We start from the raw sequence: 16,803 nt of genomic DNA on the forward strand, positions 1-16,803 counted from the left end.
TCTATTTTTATGTAAAAGGAAGCCAGGGGGAGGCTTCCTTTCGTAAATTACATGTATATATAAATATCCCCGTCAATAACTTCTACTTCATACGTTTGAATACAACCGTCATCAGGTTTTTGAACTTCACCTGTTAGTAATGAAATTTTCCAATCATGTAGTGGACAAAAGACGAATTCGCCAGACACAATTCCTTCTGCAAACGGTCCGTTTTTATGAGGACAACGATTTTCTACAGCTCGAACATCGCCATTTGAAAGGCGGAATAGGGCGATAGATATACCTTTCATTTGCACCTCTTTACCGATTTGAATAGGAAGGTCTTCTGCACGCATAACTTTTATTTTATCTTTCGTTTGTATCATATAAATCACAGCTCCTTATTTCACAGTTTCTACTTCATACATCGCTTTTAACGACTTCGTTTCTATTGCTTGTCCCCAAGCTTCTTTATATGTGCCACGAGCTGTTTGGAAGCGTTCATTTAGCGTAGTGACCATATTTGCATCTTGCAGTATTTCTTTTATGTGATCGAAGCCTAAACGCTCTGTCCAGTAGGCAGTACGCTCTCCGTAAATACCAGTTTCACGATAATATTGCATGTAAGCTGTAGCGATGCGAAGGACATCATCTTCAGTAGGGACGATCATTACAAAATCAGCTTCACGTACTTCCGTACCACCATTTCCGCCAATATAAAGTTGGTATCCATTTTCTACACAAACAACGCCAAAATCTTTCGTTAGTACTTCCGCACAGTTACGTGGACAGCCAGTTACACCCATCTTCATTTTATGTGGTGTATCTACCATTTCTAATGATTGTTCAAGTAACATACCAAGTCCTAATGAATCTTTCGTACCGAAACGGCAGAAGCGAGAACCAACACATGATTTTACATTACGAAGCGATTTTGAATATGCATATCCAGAAGTCATATGTAAGTCAGCCCATACGTTAGGTAAATCTTGTTTTTTAACACCATATAAGCCGATTCGGCTCGCACCTGTAATTTTCACAAGTGGAACATCATATTTTTTCGCAACTTCAGCAATTTTCATTAAATCATCTGCTGTTGTAACACCACCGTACATACGTGGAATAACAGAGAATGTACCATCGTGCTGGATGTTACCATTCATTCTTTCATTAACGAAACGGGACGCTTTATCATCTTCATATTCTTCTGGAATCGCCATACGTAAATAGTAATTTAAAGCAGGACGACATTTCGAACAGCCGTCTTCATGTACAAAACCAAGAACATTTCGTACTTCTTTTGGCGATTTTAAACCTTTCTCGTGAATGGCAGCTACGACTTCATCACGTGATAAAGTTGTACATCCGCACATACCAGTAGACTGCATAGAAGCATCAAAAGCATCTCCGAGTGTATGAGATAAAACTTGTTCTACAAGTGGACGACATTTACCACAAGATCCTGCGGCTTTCGTGCAGCCTTTTACTTCTTCAAAAGTAGTTAACTCTTGTTCTAAAATGGCATGGACGATTGTACCTTTCGTAACACCATTACATCCACAAATCGTGTCATCCGCACTCATTGTAGCAACGTCAAGTTCACTTTCTTCACCAGCTTTGTGAAGAAGGGAAGCGGCTGTATATTCTTGAATATCTTCTTCTTTCTTTAACATGCTAAAGAGGCGTGTACCGTCAGCTGTGTCACCATATAAAACGATACCGACGACTTTATTATCACGAATTAATACTTTTTTATAGGAACGTTTACATTCATCAAAGATTGAAATTGCTTTCGTCTGATCATCTTCATAAATTTGGCCAGCAGAGAATAAATCACAACCAGAAACTTTTAATTGCGTACCGACGATACTGCCTGTATATCCATTCGTTTGTAAATTCGTTATATGTTTCGCTAATATTGCGCCTTGTTCATAAAGAGGGGCAACAAGTCCATATGCGATACCATCATGTTCTGCGCATTCGCCAACTGCATAAATAGATTCATCATTTGTTAGCATATAGTCATTGACTACAATGCCGCGATTGACAATTAGACCAGCATCTTTTGCTATTTTCGTATTTGGTCGTATGCCGACAGCCATTACGATTAAATCACAATCTACAACTTCACCATCTTCAAATTGAATGCCCTCAACATAGTCTGTACCAAGAATCTTTACAGTTTTCTTTTCCATTAGAAACTTCATGCCTTGCGCTTCTAAATCTTCACGCAATAGAGAAGCGGCTTTCGTATCTAGTTGCTGCTCCATTAAGCTAGGCATTAAATGAACAACATGTACGTCCATTCCTAAGTCAATAAGACCTCTTGCGGCTTCTAAACCAAGTAATCCACCACCAATGACAACGGCCCTTTTCTTTTCTTTAGCGGTATCCATCATAAATTGTGTATCTTCAATAGTTCGAAATCCTGTAACACCAGGAAGAGTGGAACCTTCAACAGGTAAAATAAAAGCACTAGAACCTGTTGCAATAATGAGCTTGTCATATGTAACAGTACGATTTTTTTCTGTAGTAATAATTTTTTCTTCTCGGTTAATACTTTGAACTCTTTCATTTGTATACAAAGTTATTTCATTTTCTTCGTACCAACTATATTCATTCATAATGATATCTTGCATATTTGTTTTTCCTTGTAAAACATGAGAGAGCATAATACGATTGTAATTTGGATGCGATTCATCTCCAAAAATAGTAATCTCATATGAATCACTATCATGTTTTAATATTTCTTCCATACAGCGTATGCCAGCCATACCATTTCCGATCATAACTAAACGTTTTTTCATTTTCGTTTCCCCTTTTTATGTGAAATATTGAACAAAGGATTATATTTCTATTATAGAAAATCAAAAAAGCGGGAGATGTGATATTTATCACACTTATATAATGATTCACAAATTGTTAAAATTCGGATTTGTGTGAGGGGGATGTGGATATTTTTCGCAAAATGAAAAAGCAGGACATAAGTATGTATACTCATATCCTGCACTTTGTTTATGCTCTCGTAATTGCACGTGGAAATAAAATATTATTCTCTAAATGAATGTGCTCAAATAAATCAGACTCTAACGCTTCAAGACGTTGATAAACAAGTCGATAAGTGCCGCAAGCTCCTTCTGGAGGAGTAAAGTCATTTGTCACTTTACGAAGTTCTTTAATAATATTACCTGCATGGTTATGTTCTTTTTCCAACTCATCTACTACCTTACGTAATTTTGTATAGTTTTCATCAGTTGGATTTTGTTCGAATGCTAAAATTAATGGGAAATCTTCCGTTTCTTCTTTAATTAAATGCTGCTCTAATTCCATTTTAAGTTCATGAAATAGCTTATGAATTTGAGCTAAATGGGGCTGTTTTGCACCATGAACACGTAATACTTTCGTTACATAAGGGCTTAACTGTGGTAACTCTTCATTTAAATAGCGATGATGCTTATTAATCACATAATCAATCAACTCACGACAAGAAGCATTTTTCCAATCAATTTCAGATTCATTTAATCGTTTCGTATTATGATAAAGCGTATTTAACTCTGTAAGTACTTCTGTTGCTGATAAATTTCTTTCATGAATTGCATCAATAAGTGGCTTATTACCACCACAACAAAAATCTATTCTATATGATTTGAAAAGATCACTAGCTTTCGGAAATTTTGTAACAATCTCACCAACAATTGAAGTTTCAGTAAATGTATGTTCCATATGAATGCCTCCATAAATTTTAAATGTAATATCTAAATTAAGAATAGCGATAAATGAAAAACAATGTGGTGATTGAAATCACTTATAATGTGTCAGTTTTGAGAATAATAGGAGTGGTATTTTACAGAGGACATTATAGAGCGGATGGCGAAGAATTTTTTGAGTAGGAAATTATCCACAGGGCATTATTATGATTTAGATAGTATACAAATTTATATTCTATCAATCTAAGTTCGCTTTTTGGTAGTTGGAAGTATATCTTTTATAGGAGGTTTTTATGGAATATGTTTATCATATGGTACCAGAAGAACTAAAAGGAGAATATTTAATCCCATTAAATGAATTGAAAAGGGTATATCCAAATTTATATGGTGAGTATATACAAAAATATAAAGATCATACTCAAAGAGAACACTTATTAACACGTAAAATACCAAAACTAGAATGTTTATGGAATGATGTTGTGCATTTTTTGCCACTGCATCCTTATGAGATTTATAAAGTATTATTGGAAATAGGAGTAAACATTCATACAAATAAGCTATTTTATAAAATTCCTATTAGCGCACTGAATGGTCAGTGTATAGCAATATACAAGTACTCAAAGCATAATTGGGGTGGACCAAATAGAGAATTAAAAGAATGTGAAATAGAACTCATCAACTTGAATGAATATATAGAATTGAAGCAATTAAATACCTGCACAAAAGAATATTACAGAGATGAAAACGAAAAGGGTAGAAAATTCGGAATGTTTCACCTGATTCCACATGTTCTTGTCAAAGGGAAAGTGGAGGTGAAAAATATTGAAATCATTAATTGGAGTATTGCTCCAGTTAATGGTTAATAGTACAGGTATTTAAAAAAATAAGATGCCATTTTGAATTGATATATGGCTTAAAAGAATGGAAGAGTAATTAGATCTTATACGTAACAGTAAAAAAGAAGCTTACTAGAAGCTTCTTTTTCATTGCTATTTTTCACATGCGACTCCATCGCCATCTTTGTCTAGTTTACGGCTATACCCTGGTTGGTCTTTATATAAAGGAGCTTTCCCAGCAGCTCTAACTGCATCACAGTTTTTGTAATATGCATTACTAGTATTTCCAGCAGCAGGTTGTGTTTGAGTTTGCTGTGCTTTTTTCTGTTCCTCTTGTTGTTTACGAGCTTGATCATCAGCTAGACGTTTTTGCTCTTCTTGTTGTTTACGAGCTTGTTCCTCGGCTTGACGTTTTTGCTCTTCTTGTTGTTTACGAGCTTGTTCTTCGGTTTGGCGTTTTTCATCTTCTTGCTTACGAGCTTGCTCTTCGGCTTGGCGTTTTTCATCCTCTTGCTTACGAGCTTGTTCCTCGGCTTGACGTTTCTCATCTTCTTGCTTTTGAGTTTTTTCGTCCGCTTCTTTCTTTTCTAGTTCTTTTTTGTCGCTATCTTTGTGTTCTGTAGTGTTAGAAGCAACTTTTTTACTAGGTGCTGTCGTTTTTTCAGAAGTAGGGTTTGAAATACTTGATAACGCACCAAAAATAACAAATAAAATAGCAGTGATAATAAATTGTTTTTTTGCTACACCTGTCTTTTTAATTACAGATAAAATTGCCAGAACAAGGAAGAAAACAAATAAAACAAAACTTAAAATAGAAAAGAATTCAACAATTGGGTTATTAGAGGTCTCAGCACTAGTTATTATTAATACAATTGAAATCATAAAAAGAATAACGGCAGGACGACCATACTGTTTTGCTTTTCCATTTTTCTTAAAGAATGAAATGATACATAGAATTAAAAGAATAAAAGCAATTAAAAATAAAGCTGCACCAATATTACTCAAAATCGTCATTTTCATACCTCCATTTGTAAGATTTTCACTATTGATTATATAGGAACTTATTGGATAGTACACGATTTATATAAATTTAGAAAATTAGTATTTTAATAGACTAACAAACATTTATTGTTATATACAGAAAAATAGATATATTTACTATTACGTTTTTAAAGAGAATTCATAAAGTATAGTATATCGATTGAAAGGGGGAGATTTGAATGGAATTTCAATTATTGGTAACTTGTATATTACAAGAAGGTAATGCGTTCTTTTTAGTAACGAAAGTAGACGATGTAATTACGTTGAAAGTACCGATTACAGCAGGAGTAGCTGGTTTATTTTTAGCTTTAGGTGTACCAAGATGTTCTTAATTTAAATCTCTAGAGTAGAAAGAGGAGGACAAGCCTCTTTCTACTAATACATAATTATTTTATGTAAACTAAAGTATTCTTTTTGTAATAGCACGTTTAAAATGGACATGCATATACTATAATGTTTCATTGAAAGTTAGTGATGTTTTTAAGCTATGAAAATTAAAGAGGTGCTATTATATATGAAAAGAAGAACATTTGATATTCCAGTTACATTGCGAAGAGAGTGGTTTTTAATAGAATTAGCACATTTAACGAAAAAATATGGAATTGAAATTGCAACTAGCAAAATGGAAGCTGCACCGTTTTTAAGAGATCAAGTTACGGAATCAAAAATAGGATCAGGGCTTCAATACGATAAATATGATGATGAGTATATCATTGAAAATTAAAGGGTAAGAGCAAAACAAATTTCTTTATAACAAAATATAAAATAAAGCAGATTCTAAATATGGAATCTGCTTTATTATGAAATACTTTTAGTCAACTAACCTCTTTCTAGTGTTTTTCCTACATATTTCACTTGCGTTATTCCAAAAGATTCACGAAGAATGCGAGCATAATCTTTTGATTCTATTGGACGTTTATTTTTGGTGCCTTGAAAGGTTTCTGTATAATTTTTATTTGTTAATGAAATGTGACCATAATTAGTTAATTTACAAGTGATAGCTCCTTTATTAAAAGGAGATTCTTTATGTTCTACAATGACTTTCTGAATGTTATTCACCTTTTTCTCATCTATTGGATCTAAAGTGAAGGCATAGCCTATTTTCCATTCATCTGAAGGTTCAGATTGCAAGAAATTTGTAGATTCCCCGTTAGCTCCTTTTCTCATTTCTAAAATGTGTGTACCTTTTCGAGTAGTTCGTTTGCGAATTCGATATTCACCCGTTTGAGAAGAGATGACTTCTCCGCTAAAAGGGACTGGATGTAAAGGTAGATGAGAGGCAAAACCGGCATCTATAACATAATCTTTTTTATTATGATGTAATATGATAATGACATGACCATCATCAGGTTTCCATTTATTATCGTAAAGGTCATAAACAGTACCGGCTACTTTATATACTTGAAATCCACAATCCATTAAAAAGTAATATAATAAGGAGTTTAATTCATAACAAAGACCGCCTCGTTTTTGAATAAGTAACTTTTCTACTAAGTTATTTTTTGAGATGTTTTTAATAGTGCCAGCCATAATATCAAGATTTTCATAGGGGAGAATCATTCCCATTTTTAAGAGAATTTCATCTAAATCATCAAATGTTATTTCTTTTGCAGGAATTTTTAGTCGTTTAAAAAACTCCTTTTGTAAATTGGTCATCATAAAGCATTCTCCTTTCTTTTTACAGAATTATCTTCTGCTCACCGATAGGTTAGTACTTCTAAAAGTTTAATTCAAGTCTGCGTAAATTATCATAATATATGTTTCTGGAAATATTATTTTCTATTCAGAAATTTCAGTTTAATATTTAATGGTAGGAAAGTCTTATAATATAAGCTTCTATTCATTTAGTTTGTATTTAATTAAATAAAAGTACATATCTTCATTAACTTTTTTTATAACTAGCTGGTAATAAAGTGTTTTTTTACTAAAGTTTTTTCAAGATTTGTATACTCTATATAAACAATAATAATTTAAGGAGATTTGGATTCAGTAAAGTTAACAATTGTTGAGAAACTTTTTTGTAGCATTCACTCAAAAGGAAGAGATAGAAACAAAGAGAATAACGTGTGTTAAGGAAGAAGGGGGGCTAGTAATCTCTTAAGAATAGGGACAGGATCTTGTTTAAGTACAAAGATTATCTAGTATTAAGAGAGAAGATAAAAAATATTACAACGAGCACCTTCTTTCAAAAAAAGTGGGGGGAGTAACATGCGATTGATGAGAAGATGTGTTGCCTTACTAATTGTATTTTTTATCATGGTTCCAATGATTAGCACAAATGTGCGAGCAGAAGTTGCAAAAGAGCTTAAAACAGGCTTTCCAGATCAAGAAGTCTTTACACCTGGAGAATGGTTTTTAGGTCAAAAACCTGCTAATTATGATGAAAGTAAGCCTCCAATTCTCTTTGTGCAAGGAAGGAATGGGAATGCTGATAGTTGGTATGGAAAGACAGTGTATCACGATATAAATGATATGTATGATTATGCTTTGAAAGCAGGCTATCAAACAGTATTTATACAATTATATGATGCTGCTGGGAAAGGATCAGCTAGTCAGTGGGATAACGGAAAATTGTTAGCACAAAAATTAGAAGAAATATATAATCATTTCGGTAAAAAAGTTAATATTGTAGCACATAGTAAAGGCGGTATTGATACACAGGCTGCATTAGTAGGATATGGTGCAAATCGATTTGTCGGAAATGTTATTACACTTGCGACGCCACATCACGGATCAAACTTAGCGGATTTATCATACAGTTGGTGGGCAGGATGGCTTGCTTCTATATTAGGTCAAAAAGATGATGGTACGTACTCATTACAAATGGGTGAAATGGCAAAATTTCGTTCAACGATTGATAATAATCCAGCAGCTAAATTAAATCGTTACTATACGGCTACTGGGACTAGCTGGGGACCAGTATTTTCTGCTTTATCTATGGGCGGGTTATATTTGTCATCATACGGTTCAAATGATGGATTAGTAAATGAGTGGAGTGCTAAGTTACCGTATGGAACGCATTTATTTACAGATTCCAAATTTGATCATGATAATATACGAAAAGGGTCTGCTGTTTTCGCGCGAATTGAACCATATTTACGTACATCAAATGTAGCCGTACCAGCTTTAGTAGCATCCAGCACTAGTTCAAATGAAAATATAGAACAATTGAATACAACTTCAAATCAAAATATATTAGGAGGAGAATTGCCACAAAATCAGTGGATAGAGCAAACCGTTGCAGTTGATAAAAAAGCTGAAGGAATAGTTTCTATCTTAACAGCGTCTTCTGATGTAGAAGTACAAATGATATCTCCAAAAGGAAAAATGTATACAAATAAAGATAGCTTTATAACTACTGGTGAAGGTGAATCTTTCTTTGGTGGTGCGACAATTAAAACATTTAAATTTGATAAAATGGATGTAGGAGAATGGAAAGTTAAAATGATGGCGAAGCAGTCGAAAGATGCATATTTAGTTGTAAGCGATTACAAGAGTGACGCACCATTTGTTCTTCAAATGCCTACAAAAGTTAAAGCGAATAAATCTGAGTATAAACTGAAAAAATCACCTATGGCACCTGAAATAAAAGGAGATCTTTCTATAACAGTAAGAGTCGTGAATAAAGAAGGAAAACTAGTCTCTGAATATACTGAATTACAAAATGTTAATAACAATACATTTACGGGTGCTTTGAAGGACATAAAGCAACCAGGAGTATACAACGTTACAATGGATATAAAGGGGATGAATAAAGAAGGACAATCGTATAATCGAACACTTGTTAAGTCTGTTTATGTGGAGAAGTAGGAAAGAATGAGAAGCTTTTAATATAAAAGGTACCGAACTTTTGTAGAAGAGTTCGGTACTTTTTTCATGTTTATTAGGTTAACAGAAAAGTATGATGGGAATCAAAAGAACAGTATTCAATAAAAAAGATGCTGAAATAGCATCTGAATGAGAAGGTGATTATTAACTTAGTTTTATAACTGTTAATTCAACTGAATTAATACCATTATCACAAGTTGCAATACTTTGACGATTAAAACCACTATTATTTTTCAGTTGAAGAGTTGAGTTAGCTGGAACTGTAACAATCGTTTCGCCTGCAAGTTGAAGGCATTCGTTATTTGATGAAGTATTCATTTGGAAAGCGAAATCACCTTGGTTATTAGTAAGTGGATTATTATTTAAAAATATAGTCATGACTGGAATATGTGGAAACACAGGATTTACAGTAGTGTTAATCGTTGAAATGAAAGAAACTCTATAATCACCAGCTTGACTAATTTGTATAGTAGTAGGATTTAGTAAGGAAACGCCTCCTGCTATAGGGCCAACGTGATTAAATGGAAAAGGATCTCCAAAAGGAACAGTTATAAACTCTGTTTGCCAAAAAGTGCCGTATGCCGGACAACTTTTTTTATGTGAATGGTCGCAGGAACATTTTTTATATGAACTAGAAGAGGAATTGCAAGAGCATTTTTTATATGAACTGGAAGAAGAGTTGCAGGAACATTTTTTATTGGAACTTGAAGAATGATAGTATGAACCCAATATATTACCTCCTATTATGAATGAAGTGTATACTCATAGTATTTTATGCTTGTCCTATATAAAAGGTGATAGATATAGAAAATAAAGTGCTAATACGATGAAATATAGTAATAGAATAGAAGCTGTAACCATTTTTGAAAAAGAAAAGGTTAATGATATGGTGAAAATATTAGAGGGATTTCTTGGGAAATTGAAGCGTGGGGTGAATGCTTATATTAATTATATCTGAAACAGTAAAACCAGTATCCTCAGTTGCAATGATATGATCGTTAAAGTGATATCTTTTTATTTGAATGTTTTTATGTTAGATTTTTAGTTATCCTTCTTTATTTACGTAGTAAGGCAGGAAGAAGAAGAAAAGTATCGAATGAATGTACATATGTAGCATTGTTTACTTTTGATGTGAATAGAAGTTAAAGATACGTTGAAATATTTTATACCGTAACGAAGGAGTAATTAAATTATAGAGGGAGCAACTTACATGGAAAATATATTAAAGGTATCTTCAAAATCAAAACCAAATTCAGTGGCAGGTGCAATTGCAGGTGTACTAAGAACAAGTGGAAATGTAGAAATTCAAGCGATTGGGGCTGGTTCTTTAAATCAAGCGATTAAAGCAATTGCAATCGCAAGAGGGTTTGTTGCTCCAAGTGGTATTGATTTGGCCTTTGTTCCAGCATTTCAAGAAGTTACTATTAATGATCAAGAAAGAACGGCGATTAAATTAATTATAGGTCCTAGGAAGAGAAGATCTTAAAAGAAAGTTTTGATATGAATAATTTGAAAAGGTTGATAGATAAAGTAATAAAAAGACCACTCTCATTTTTGAAGTGGTCTTTTGTATTTTCTTATTTCATATTGTGGATACGCCCCACATACTGAATTCGTAGTGGTATTCAGTGCGCTCAATAACAATCCCGAATTCTAAATCGTCCCCAACTAATACAAAATCTGCATATCCAGTTAGAAATCTTGATATGGTTGATAACGCTTCTAAATTCTCAAATACTTCAGTAATGTTCAGTTTAACTGCTTCAAATTTACCACCCTTAGAGAAAAAGAGTCTCCCTTCATTAACTGTAAATTTAATAGTTTTAGCTATTTCTTTTAACAATGCTATTGATAGTCTTCTGTTTTCTTCATAATTAGTGCTACCAAAATTTTTTATGTTTGAAGTTTGTGCTAGCGTATTAAATAAGTCTTTACAAAATAAATCATTAGATTCTGGATCTATAAATGAGTCCATAGAAACTGTAACAATATTAGAAAGTTCGTCTATCAGTTCTTTTCTACTACCATTTCTTTTTGCTTTCATTTTTAGAATTTCAATTCGGCTTTTATTCATATTACTCAAAATTTTTCACACCTTTACTCGCGTCGTGGGTGAATAAAACCCCACTGACTAAAGTTTTACTTGTTTTTCTAAAAAGGGGATACATGCAAGTTTCCTTTAAGATTCTATCAGTTTGTTCTTCTACATATCTGAGTCATTTTTCGAAGTCGGTTTAATATTATTTATTTTCATTTAGCATAGTCTCTAATTTATCTAATTCAATAAGTAGAGAATCGTCAAATCTTTTTACGAGACCAGTTTCAGTATAGGCTCTCACTGCCCCTTTAATTCCACGAGATTTACTTTGCTGATAAGTGGCTAAACGGTTTAATCGTTTTAATAAATCTTTATAGAAGGGATCTTCTTTTTGTATATTTTTTAAAATTTCAATTACTATCTCAATTTGATTTAATAGTACAGTTTCATTTTTAGACATATATATTTTCCTCCCTTTCCTAATTTAAATTATAAGATAATAGGAAAAAATAAACAGAGAAATAATGAATGGTTTATAAAATGAAAATTTATCAAATACAGTTAAATTAAAAGGCGATTATTTGCTCATATTTTCCACTCAATTAATATGAAACTACTGTTTTAAAACATATAACAAATAAAAAGTGTCACAAATGCGTGTATAACAGACATTTGTGACACTTTTATAGTTTTATTTAATAAAAAATAAACAACCCTAAAACTGCTCATTCTTCTCCCAAGATTCTACAATATAATGCGCAATCGTCGGATTAAAGCCTTTACCAACTAAAAACATAATTGCAGCAACTTCTGTTAAAGCGTGTTTATGTGATGTATGTTTTGCTTCATTTAAACCGTAATCTACCCAAGGTTTTACGAAATCTAGTACAGGTTTTTTTAAAGGTAAAAACTGTGTACCGACAACTTGTTGAATTTGTTGTTGCGTTGGTTCTGTAATTGGTCCAGGTGGTAAGATTTGTGGCTGTGTAATATCTAATGTTGGTCCAGGTGGTAAAATTTGTGGTTGTGTAATATCTAATGTTGGCGGTTTAGGTGGTGAGACACGTGCGTCGTAGTTTGGTTGATACATTTGTTGTTGGTATTGAGTTTGTTGTGGCTGAGTTGGGTACGGGTTTTGTTGAAATTGTTGCTCTTGAGTTTGTGGTGCTACATATGGCTTTTGTTGAAATTGTTGTTCTTGAGTTTGTGGTGCTACATATGGATTTTGAGGATATTCATAATTTGGACGTGTGTCGTATGAGTTTTGTTGAAATTGTTGTTCTTGAGTTTGCGGCGCTGTATATGGATTTTGTGGATAATCAGCTTCTTGATATTGCGGTGTTGCGTATGGATTTTGTTCATATTGTTGCTCTTGCTGTTGTAACTCTTGTTCTTCATATTGTTCTGTATATCTTTGTTCTTGTTGCTGAGGGTAAAATGGTTGCCTTGGGTAAGGCGGTTGATTATTATAGAACATATTTATTCCTCCTTCATGATGATGCCTACCACCTAGTGTATGGGCGGACAAGAAAATATGTGATGAAAAAATGCGGGCGTGTTACAATAAGTAACTGGGTGAAGATAAAATGACAAAACAAGAAAAGATAGAAAAAACAATTACGTTTGTAAAACATATTTTAGAAAAAGATGCGAGTGGGCATGATTGGTATCATATTGAGCGCGTACATAAACTGGCGATTTCTTTATCCGAGCAAGAAGGAGGAAATCGTTTTATAATTGAAATGGCAGCATTACTTCACGATGTGGCAGATGAGAAGTTAAATGAAAGTGAAGAAGCAGGAATGAAAAAAGTTGCTGATTGGTTAGAAGAGTTACATGTGGAAGAAGAGGAAAGTAAACATGTTCTTCATATCATCGCCAATATGTCTTATAAAGGTGGTCATGGCGGGAAAGTGGAGTCAATTGAAGGGAAGATTGTTCAAGATGCAGATCGCTTAGACGCTCTTGGAGCAATTGGAATAGCTCGCACATTTGCGTATGGTGGGGCGAAAGGGAGATTAATGTATGATCCAACTATTCCACCTCGTGAAGTGATGACGAAAGATGAATATAGAAAAAATAACGATCCATCTTTAAATCATTTTTATGAAAAACTTTTAAAACTAAAAGATTTAATGAATACGAATGCAGCAAAACAAGAGGCGGAAGTTCGCCATCGCTATATGGAACAGTTTATTGAACAATTTATGAAAGAGTGGAATGCACAAATATGAAAATGTTAACTGTGGAAAATTTATCAAAATCATATGGAGAAAAACCGTTATTTGATGGATTATCATTTAGTATTGCAGAAGGACAACGTGCCGGAATTATCGGTGTAAACGGTACTGGTAAATCAACGTTATTAAAAATTATTGCAGGGGCAGAAATTGCTGATACAGGTGATATGACTCATTCACGTGGGTATACAATTAGTTATTTATCACAGCAACCAGAGTTTGATGAGCAATTAACAGTATTAGAACAAGTCTTCCATGGTGATACACCTTTAATTCGTCTTCTGCGTGACTATGAAAAGGCGCTATTACATATCGAAAAAGATCCAAGTAATGAAAAGGTACAGGAACAATTATTTGCAGTGCAACAACGTATGGATGCGATGGGTGCGTGGGAAGCAAATGCGAATGCAAAATCGTTATTAACGAAATTAGGAATTACTGATTTCACAGCAACTGTTGGAAATTTATCTGGTGGACAGAAAAAACGTATTGCGATGGCGCAGTGCTTTATTGAAACACCGGATCTATTAATTTTAGATGAGCCTACGAACCATCTTGACCATGAGACAGTTGAATGGTTAGAGGAATATTTAGCACGATATACAGGTGCAGTATTACTTATAACCCACGATCGTTATTTCTTAGATCGTGTGACGAATCGTATTTTCGAATTAGATAATGGAAAACTGTATAGTTATGAAGGGAATTACAGTACGTTTTTAGAAGCGAAAGCACTTCGTGAAGAACAAGAGCTTGCACAGGAATCAAAACGTCAAAACTTATATCGCCGCGAACTAGCTTGGATTCGCCGTGGTGCAAAAGCTCGTTCGACTAAGCAAAAGGCACGTATTCAACGTTTTGATGAGCTAAAAGGTCAAGAAGGACCAGCTGCAAAACAATCTGTTGATATTGCACTTAGCGGTAGCCGCCTTGGGAAAAAAGTACTTGAGTTAAAAGATGTAACGAAAAAATTCGGTGATAAAACTGTACTGAACAATTTTAATCATATTGTGAAACCAGGCGATCGTATCGGGGTTATTGGAGCGAATGGAAGCGGGAAATCTTCTCTATTAAATATGCTTGCAGGTAAAATATCTCCTGATAGTGGTGAAATTGAAGTTGGGCAAACAGTAAAAATCGCTTACTATACGCAAGAAAATGAAGAAATGAATTTAAATCAACGTATGATTGAATATATTAAAGAAATCGCAGAAGTCATTCATACGACAGACGGAAAAGTAATTGGCGCATCTCAAATGTTAGAACGTTTCTTATTCCCACCACATTCACACGGTACACCGATAGGTAAACTATCTGGTGGCGAGAGAAGACGTTTATACTTATTACGTATATTAATGGGAGAACCGAACGTACTATTATTGGATGAGCCTACGAATGATCTAGATACACAAACATTAACAGTGTTAGAAGATTATTTAGAAGATTTCCCAGGTGTTGTTTTAACTGTATCGCATGACCGTTACTTCTTGGATAAAGTAGTTGATGAATTGTTCATCTTTACGGGAGAAGGAGAAGTACGCGAATTTCTAGGTAGTTATACGGATTACTTAGAAATGGAAAAAACGAGAGAACTTATAGAGAAAGCGGAAGTACAAAAAGAGAAAAAAGTAGTAGAAGAAGCACCGAAACAACAACGTAAGCGTAAGCTTTCATATAACGAGCAGCGCGAATGGGAAACTATTGAAGATACAATTGCGGAACTTGAAGAAAAACTAGAATCAATTGGAGAAGAACTTGCGAATGTTGGTTCTGATTTCACAAAAGCACAAGAATTATCTGAAGCACAGCAAAAAACAGAAGAAGAGCTAGAAAAAACGATGGAAAGATGGAGTGAACTATCCGATATTGTTGAAGGATTAAAATAAAAACAAGCTGCATATATTGAAAAGTAAAGAGAAAAACTTTACACTATTGGTAGAACCTATTTTAGGAGGGAAAAAATGAGAACATCTAATCCAATGTTGAAAAAAGAGGCATTCCGTAAAGAGGGAGCAAGTGCTTCTGCGATGACTATTGGCGGAACAGTAGGCAAAACGTTTATTATGCTTATCTTGCTACTTGCAACGTCTGTCTATTCATACATACAGATGATGCAGGGGACGATGAAGATGCCAGTATTAATTGGTGCTTTAATCGTTGCGGCAATCATCGCATTTGCATCTATGTTCTTCCCGCGTATTTCACCTTTTGGTGCGCCAATCTATGCGGCGGTAGAAGGGGTTGTATTAGGTAGTATTTCAGCTGTTTATACAATGAAGTTTGGCGATTCTATCGTTTTAAATGCTGTATTACTAACAATCTCAATTCTATTTGCAATGTTAGTGTTATATGCAACACGCGTAGTAAAAGTAACGGATAAATTCCGTACAGGCGTGATGGCAGCAACACTTGGAATTATGGTTATGTACTTAGTCGTATTTCTACTAAACATGTTTGGTGTAACGGTTCCGTACATTCACCAAGGCGGTACAATCGGTATTATTATTAGTGCAGTTGTTATCGTAGTTGCTGCATTAAACTTATTACTAGATTTCGATTTAATCGAAAATGGTGTACGTAGTCAAGCTCCGAAATATATGGAGTGGTACACTGCGATGGGACTAATGCTTACATTAGTTTGGTTATACTTAGAAATTCTTCGTTTCGTTTCTTACTTTACGAAAAATGACTAATAAAAAATCCTGCATGAAAAATGCAGGATTTTTTATTTTTAAAGATAAATTGATTATATGGTATAATATGGATGTTGATAACTTGAGCTAAAGGGGGATGGAATATGATGAAAGAGAAGAAAGGGATTATGAAAAAATTATTTTCTAAAAGTTTTTTCATAGAACTAGATGATGCTTTAACGTATCCATCATCAGAAGTTATTACTACAGCAATAGAGGGATATGCGGCTGAATGCAATGAAAGACTAAATTTTGAAAGTAAAGTTAAACCGATTACTTTTTACTTAGAAAATGTAATGTACCGCGTTGAGGTAAAGATGGCTCGCGGTGGATATTACATTTCATGCAGTGAAGTATAAAATTTGAAACCTTACATGTTTAAAATATGTAAGGTTTCTTTTTTTCTTTTATAACATATAAAATAATATTTTTTACTTTAAA

The 16,803-nt window shown here is 33.8% G+C and carries 18 protein-coding genes; 9 read left to right on the top strand and 9 right to left on the bottom strand.

What is annotated here, in order from left to right; all coding sequences use genetic code 11:
• Nucleotides 1-47: 47 nt before the first annotated feature.
• From nirD to ric, 3 genes are all read right to left on the bottom strand, one after another.
• On the bottom strand, nucleotides 48-365 hold the full coding sequence (gene nirD / locus ACUXEY_RS19785) for a nitrite reductase small subunit NirD (protein WP_166704456.1): 318 nt from the start codon (nucleotides 363-365) through the stop codon (nucleotides 48-50).
• A gap of 15 nt (nucleotides 366-380) precedes the next feature.
• Nucleotides 381-2,786 (bottom strand): nitrite reductase large subunit NirB, encoded by a 2,406-nt coding sequence (gene nirB, locus ACUXEY_RS19790; protein WP_247998904.1) that lies wholly within the window; start codon nucleotides 2,784-2,786, stop codon nucleotides 381-383.
• 208 nt (nucleotides 2,787-2,994) lie between these two features.
• The gene (gene ric, locus ACUXEY_RS19795; RefSeq protein ID WP_461301406.1) at nucleotides 2,995-3,702 is read right to left on the bottom strand and encodes an iron-sulfur cluster repair di-iron protein; all 708 of its coding nucleotides are present in this window, start codon (nucleotides 3,700-3,702) and stop codon (nucleotides 2,995-2,997) included.
• Nucleotides 3,703-3,979: 277 nt separating this feature from the next.
• Here ric and ACUXEY_RS19800 point away from each other — a divergent pair, with 277 nt between their 5' ends.
• On the top strand, nucleotides 3,980-4,549 hold the full coding sequence (locus tag ACUXEY_RS19800) for a group-specific protein (RefSeq protein ID WP_461301407.1): 570 nt from the start codon (nucleotides 3,980-3,982) through the stop codon (nucleotides 4,547-4,549).
• 126 nt (nucleotides 4,550-4,675) lie between these two features.
• On the opposite strand, the gene ACUXEY_RS19805 is transcribed toward ACUXEY_RS19800, so the two are convergent.
• Nucleotides 4,676-5,536 carry an excalibur calcium-binding domain-containing protein gene (locus ACUXEY_RS19805; protein WP_461301408.1) on the bottom strand — a complete coding sequence of 287 codons (861 nt, stop codon included), beginning with the start codon at nucleotides 5,534-5,536 and terminating at the stop codon, nucleotides 4,676-4,678.
• 206 nt (nucleotides 5,537-5,742) lie between these two features.
• On the opposite strand from ACUXEY_RS19805, the gene exsG reads away from it, so the two are divergent.
• Together exsG and ACUXEY_RS19815 are read left to right on the top strand one after the other, a co-directional pair.
• Nucleotides 5,743-5,895 carry an exosporium protein ExsG gene (exsG, locus tag ACUXEY_RS19810; RefSeq protein WP_000395678.1) on the top strand — a complete coding sequence of 51 codons (153 nt, stop codon included), beginning with the start codon at nucleotides 5,743-5,745 and terminating at the stop codon, nucleotides 5,893-5,895.
• Nucleotides 5,896-6,077: 182 nt separating this feature from the next.
• A complete protein-coding gene (locus tag ACUXEY_RS19815) occupies nucleotides 6,078-6,287 on the top strand; it encodes a hypothetical protein (protein ID WP_000830253.1) in 210 nt (69 codons plus the stop codon).
• A 95-nt stretch (nucleotides 6,288-6,382) separates the two neighbouring features.
• Here the strand turns inward: ACUXEY_RS19815 and ACUXEY_RS19820 are convergent, their stop codons facing one another.
• Nucleotides 6,383-7,222 carry an arylamine N-acetyltransferase family protein gene (locus tag ACUXEY_RS19820; protein ID WP_247998908.1) on the bottom strand — a complete coding sequence of 280 codons (840 nt, stop codon included), beginning with the start codon at nucleotides 7,220-7,222 and terminating at the stop codon, nucleotides 6,383-6,385.
• 549 nt (nucleotides 7,223-7,771) lie between these two features.
• Between ACUXEY_RS19820 and ACUXEY_RS19825 the strand changes: the two genes are divergently transcribed.
• A complete protein-coding gene (locus ACUXEY_RS19825) occupies nucleotides 7,772-9,373 on the top strand; it encodes an esterase/lipase family protein (protein WP_461301409.1) in 1,602 nt (533 codons plus the stop codon).
• Between the two features lie 162 nt (nucleotides 9,374-9,535).
• Here the strand turns inward: ACUXEY_RS19825 and ACUXEY_RS19830 are convergent, their stop codons facing one another.
• The gene (locus ACUXEY_RS19830; protein ID WP_166689468.1) at nucleotides 9,536-10,120 is read right to left on the bottom strand and encodes a preprotein translocase; all 585 of its coding nucleotides are present in this window, start codon (nucleotides 10,118-10,120) and stop codon (nucleotides 9,536-9,538) included.
• Nucleotides 10,121-10,601: 481 nt separating this feature from the next.
• Here ACUXEY_RS19830 and spoVS point away from each other — a divergent pair, with 481 nt between their 5' ends.
• Nucleotides 10,602-10,877 (top strand): stage V sporulation protein SpoVS, encoded by a 276-nt coding sequence (gene spoVS / locus ACUXEY_RS19835; RefSeq protein WP_016088106.1) that lies wholly within the window; start codon nucleotides 10,602-10,604, stop codon nucleotides 10,875-10,877.
• A gap of 96 nt (nucleotides 10,878-10,973) precedes the next feature.
• Here the strand turns inward: spoVS and ACUXEY_RS19840 are convergent, their stop codons facing one another.
• From ACUXEY_RS19840 to ACUXEY_RS19850, 3 genes are all read right to left on the bottom strand, one after another.
• A complete protein-coding gene (locus ACUXEY_RS19840; protein WP_461301410.1) occupies nucleotides 10,974-11,474 on the bottom strand; it encodes a YxiF family protein in 501 nt (166 codons plus the stop codon).
• Nucleotides 11,475-11,631: 157 nt separating this feature from the next.
• Nucleotides 11,632-11,889, bottom strand: a complete 258-nt coding sequence (locus ACUXEY_RS19845) for a hypothetical protein (protein ID WP_063222818.1) — start codon at nucleotides 11,887-11,889, stop codon at nucleotides 11,632-11,634.
• Between the two features lie 255 nt (nucleotides 11,890-12,144).
• Nucleotides 12,145-12,906, bottom strand: a complete 762-nt coding sequence (locus ACUXEY_RS19850; protein ID WP_461301411.1) for a hypothetical protein — start codon at nucleotides 12,904-12,906, stop codon at nucleotides 12,145-12,147.
• A 109-nt stretch (nucleotides 12,907-13,015) separates the two neighbouring features.
• Here ACUXEY_RS19850 and ACUXEY_RS19855 point away from each other — a divergent pair, with 109 nt between their 5' ends.
• The 4 genes from ACUXEY_RS19855 (at nucleotide 13,016) to ACUXEY_RS19870 (ending at nucleotide 16,721) form a co-directional block, all read left to right on the top strand.
• A complete protein-coding gene (locus ACUXEY_RS19855; RefSeq protein ID WP_166704968.1) occupies nucleotides 13,016-13,663 on the top strand; it encodes an HD domain-containing protein in 648 nt (215 codons plus the stop codon).
• Nucleotides 13,660-15,555, top strand: coding sequence for an ABC-F family ATP-binding cassette domain-containing protein (locus tag ACUXEY_RS19860; RefSeq protein ID WP_461301412.1), 1,896 nt, complete (start codon nucleotides 13,660-13,662; stop codon nucleotides 15,553-15,555). Before ACUXEY_RS19855 ends, ACUXEY_RS19860 begins: the two co-directional genes overlap by 4 nt.
• A gap of 75 nt (nucleotides 15,556-15,630) precedes the next feature.
• On the top strand, nucleotides 15,631-16,362 hold the full coding sequence (locus ACUXEY_RS19865; protein WP_001260655.1) for a Bax inhibitor-1/YccA family protein: 732 nt from the start codon (nucleotides 15,631-15,633) through the stop codon (nucleotides 16,360-16,362).
• 104 nt (nucleotides 16,363-16,466) lie between these two features.
• Nucleotides 16,467-16,721: a DUF4318 domain-containing protein gene (locus tag ACUXEY_RS19870; protein ID WP_078419984.1), complete on the top strand. Its 255-nt coding sequence runs from the start codon at nucleotides 16,467-16,469 to the stop codon at nucleotides 16,719-16,721.
• The last annotated feature ends 82 nt before the right edge of the window (nucleotides 16,722-16,803 follow it).

The organism is Bacillus sp. F9_6S_D1_P_5 (assembly GCF_054823925.1).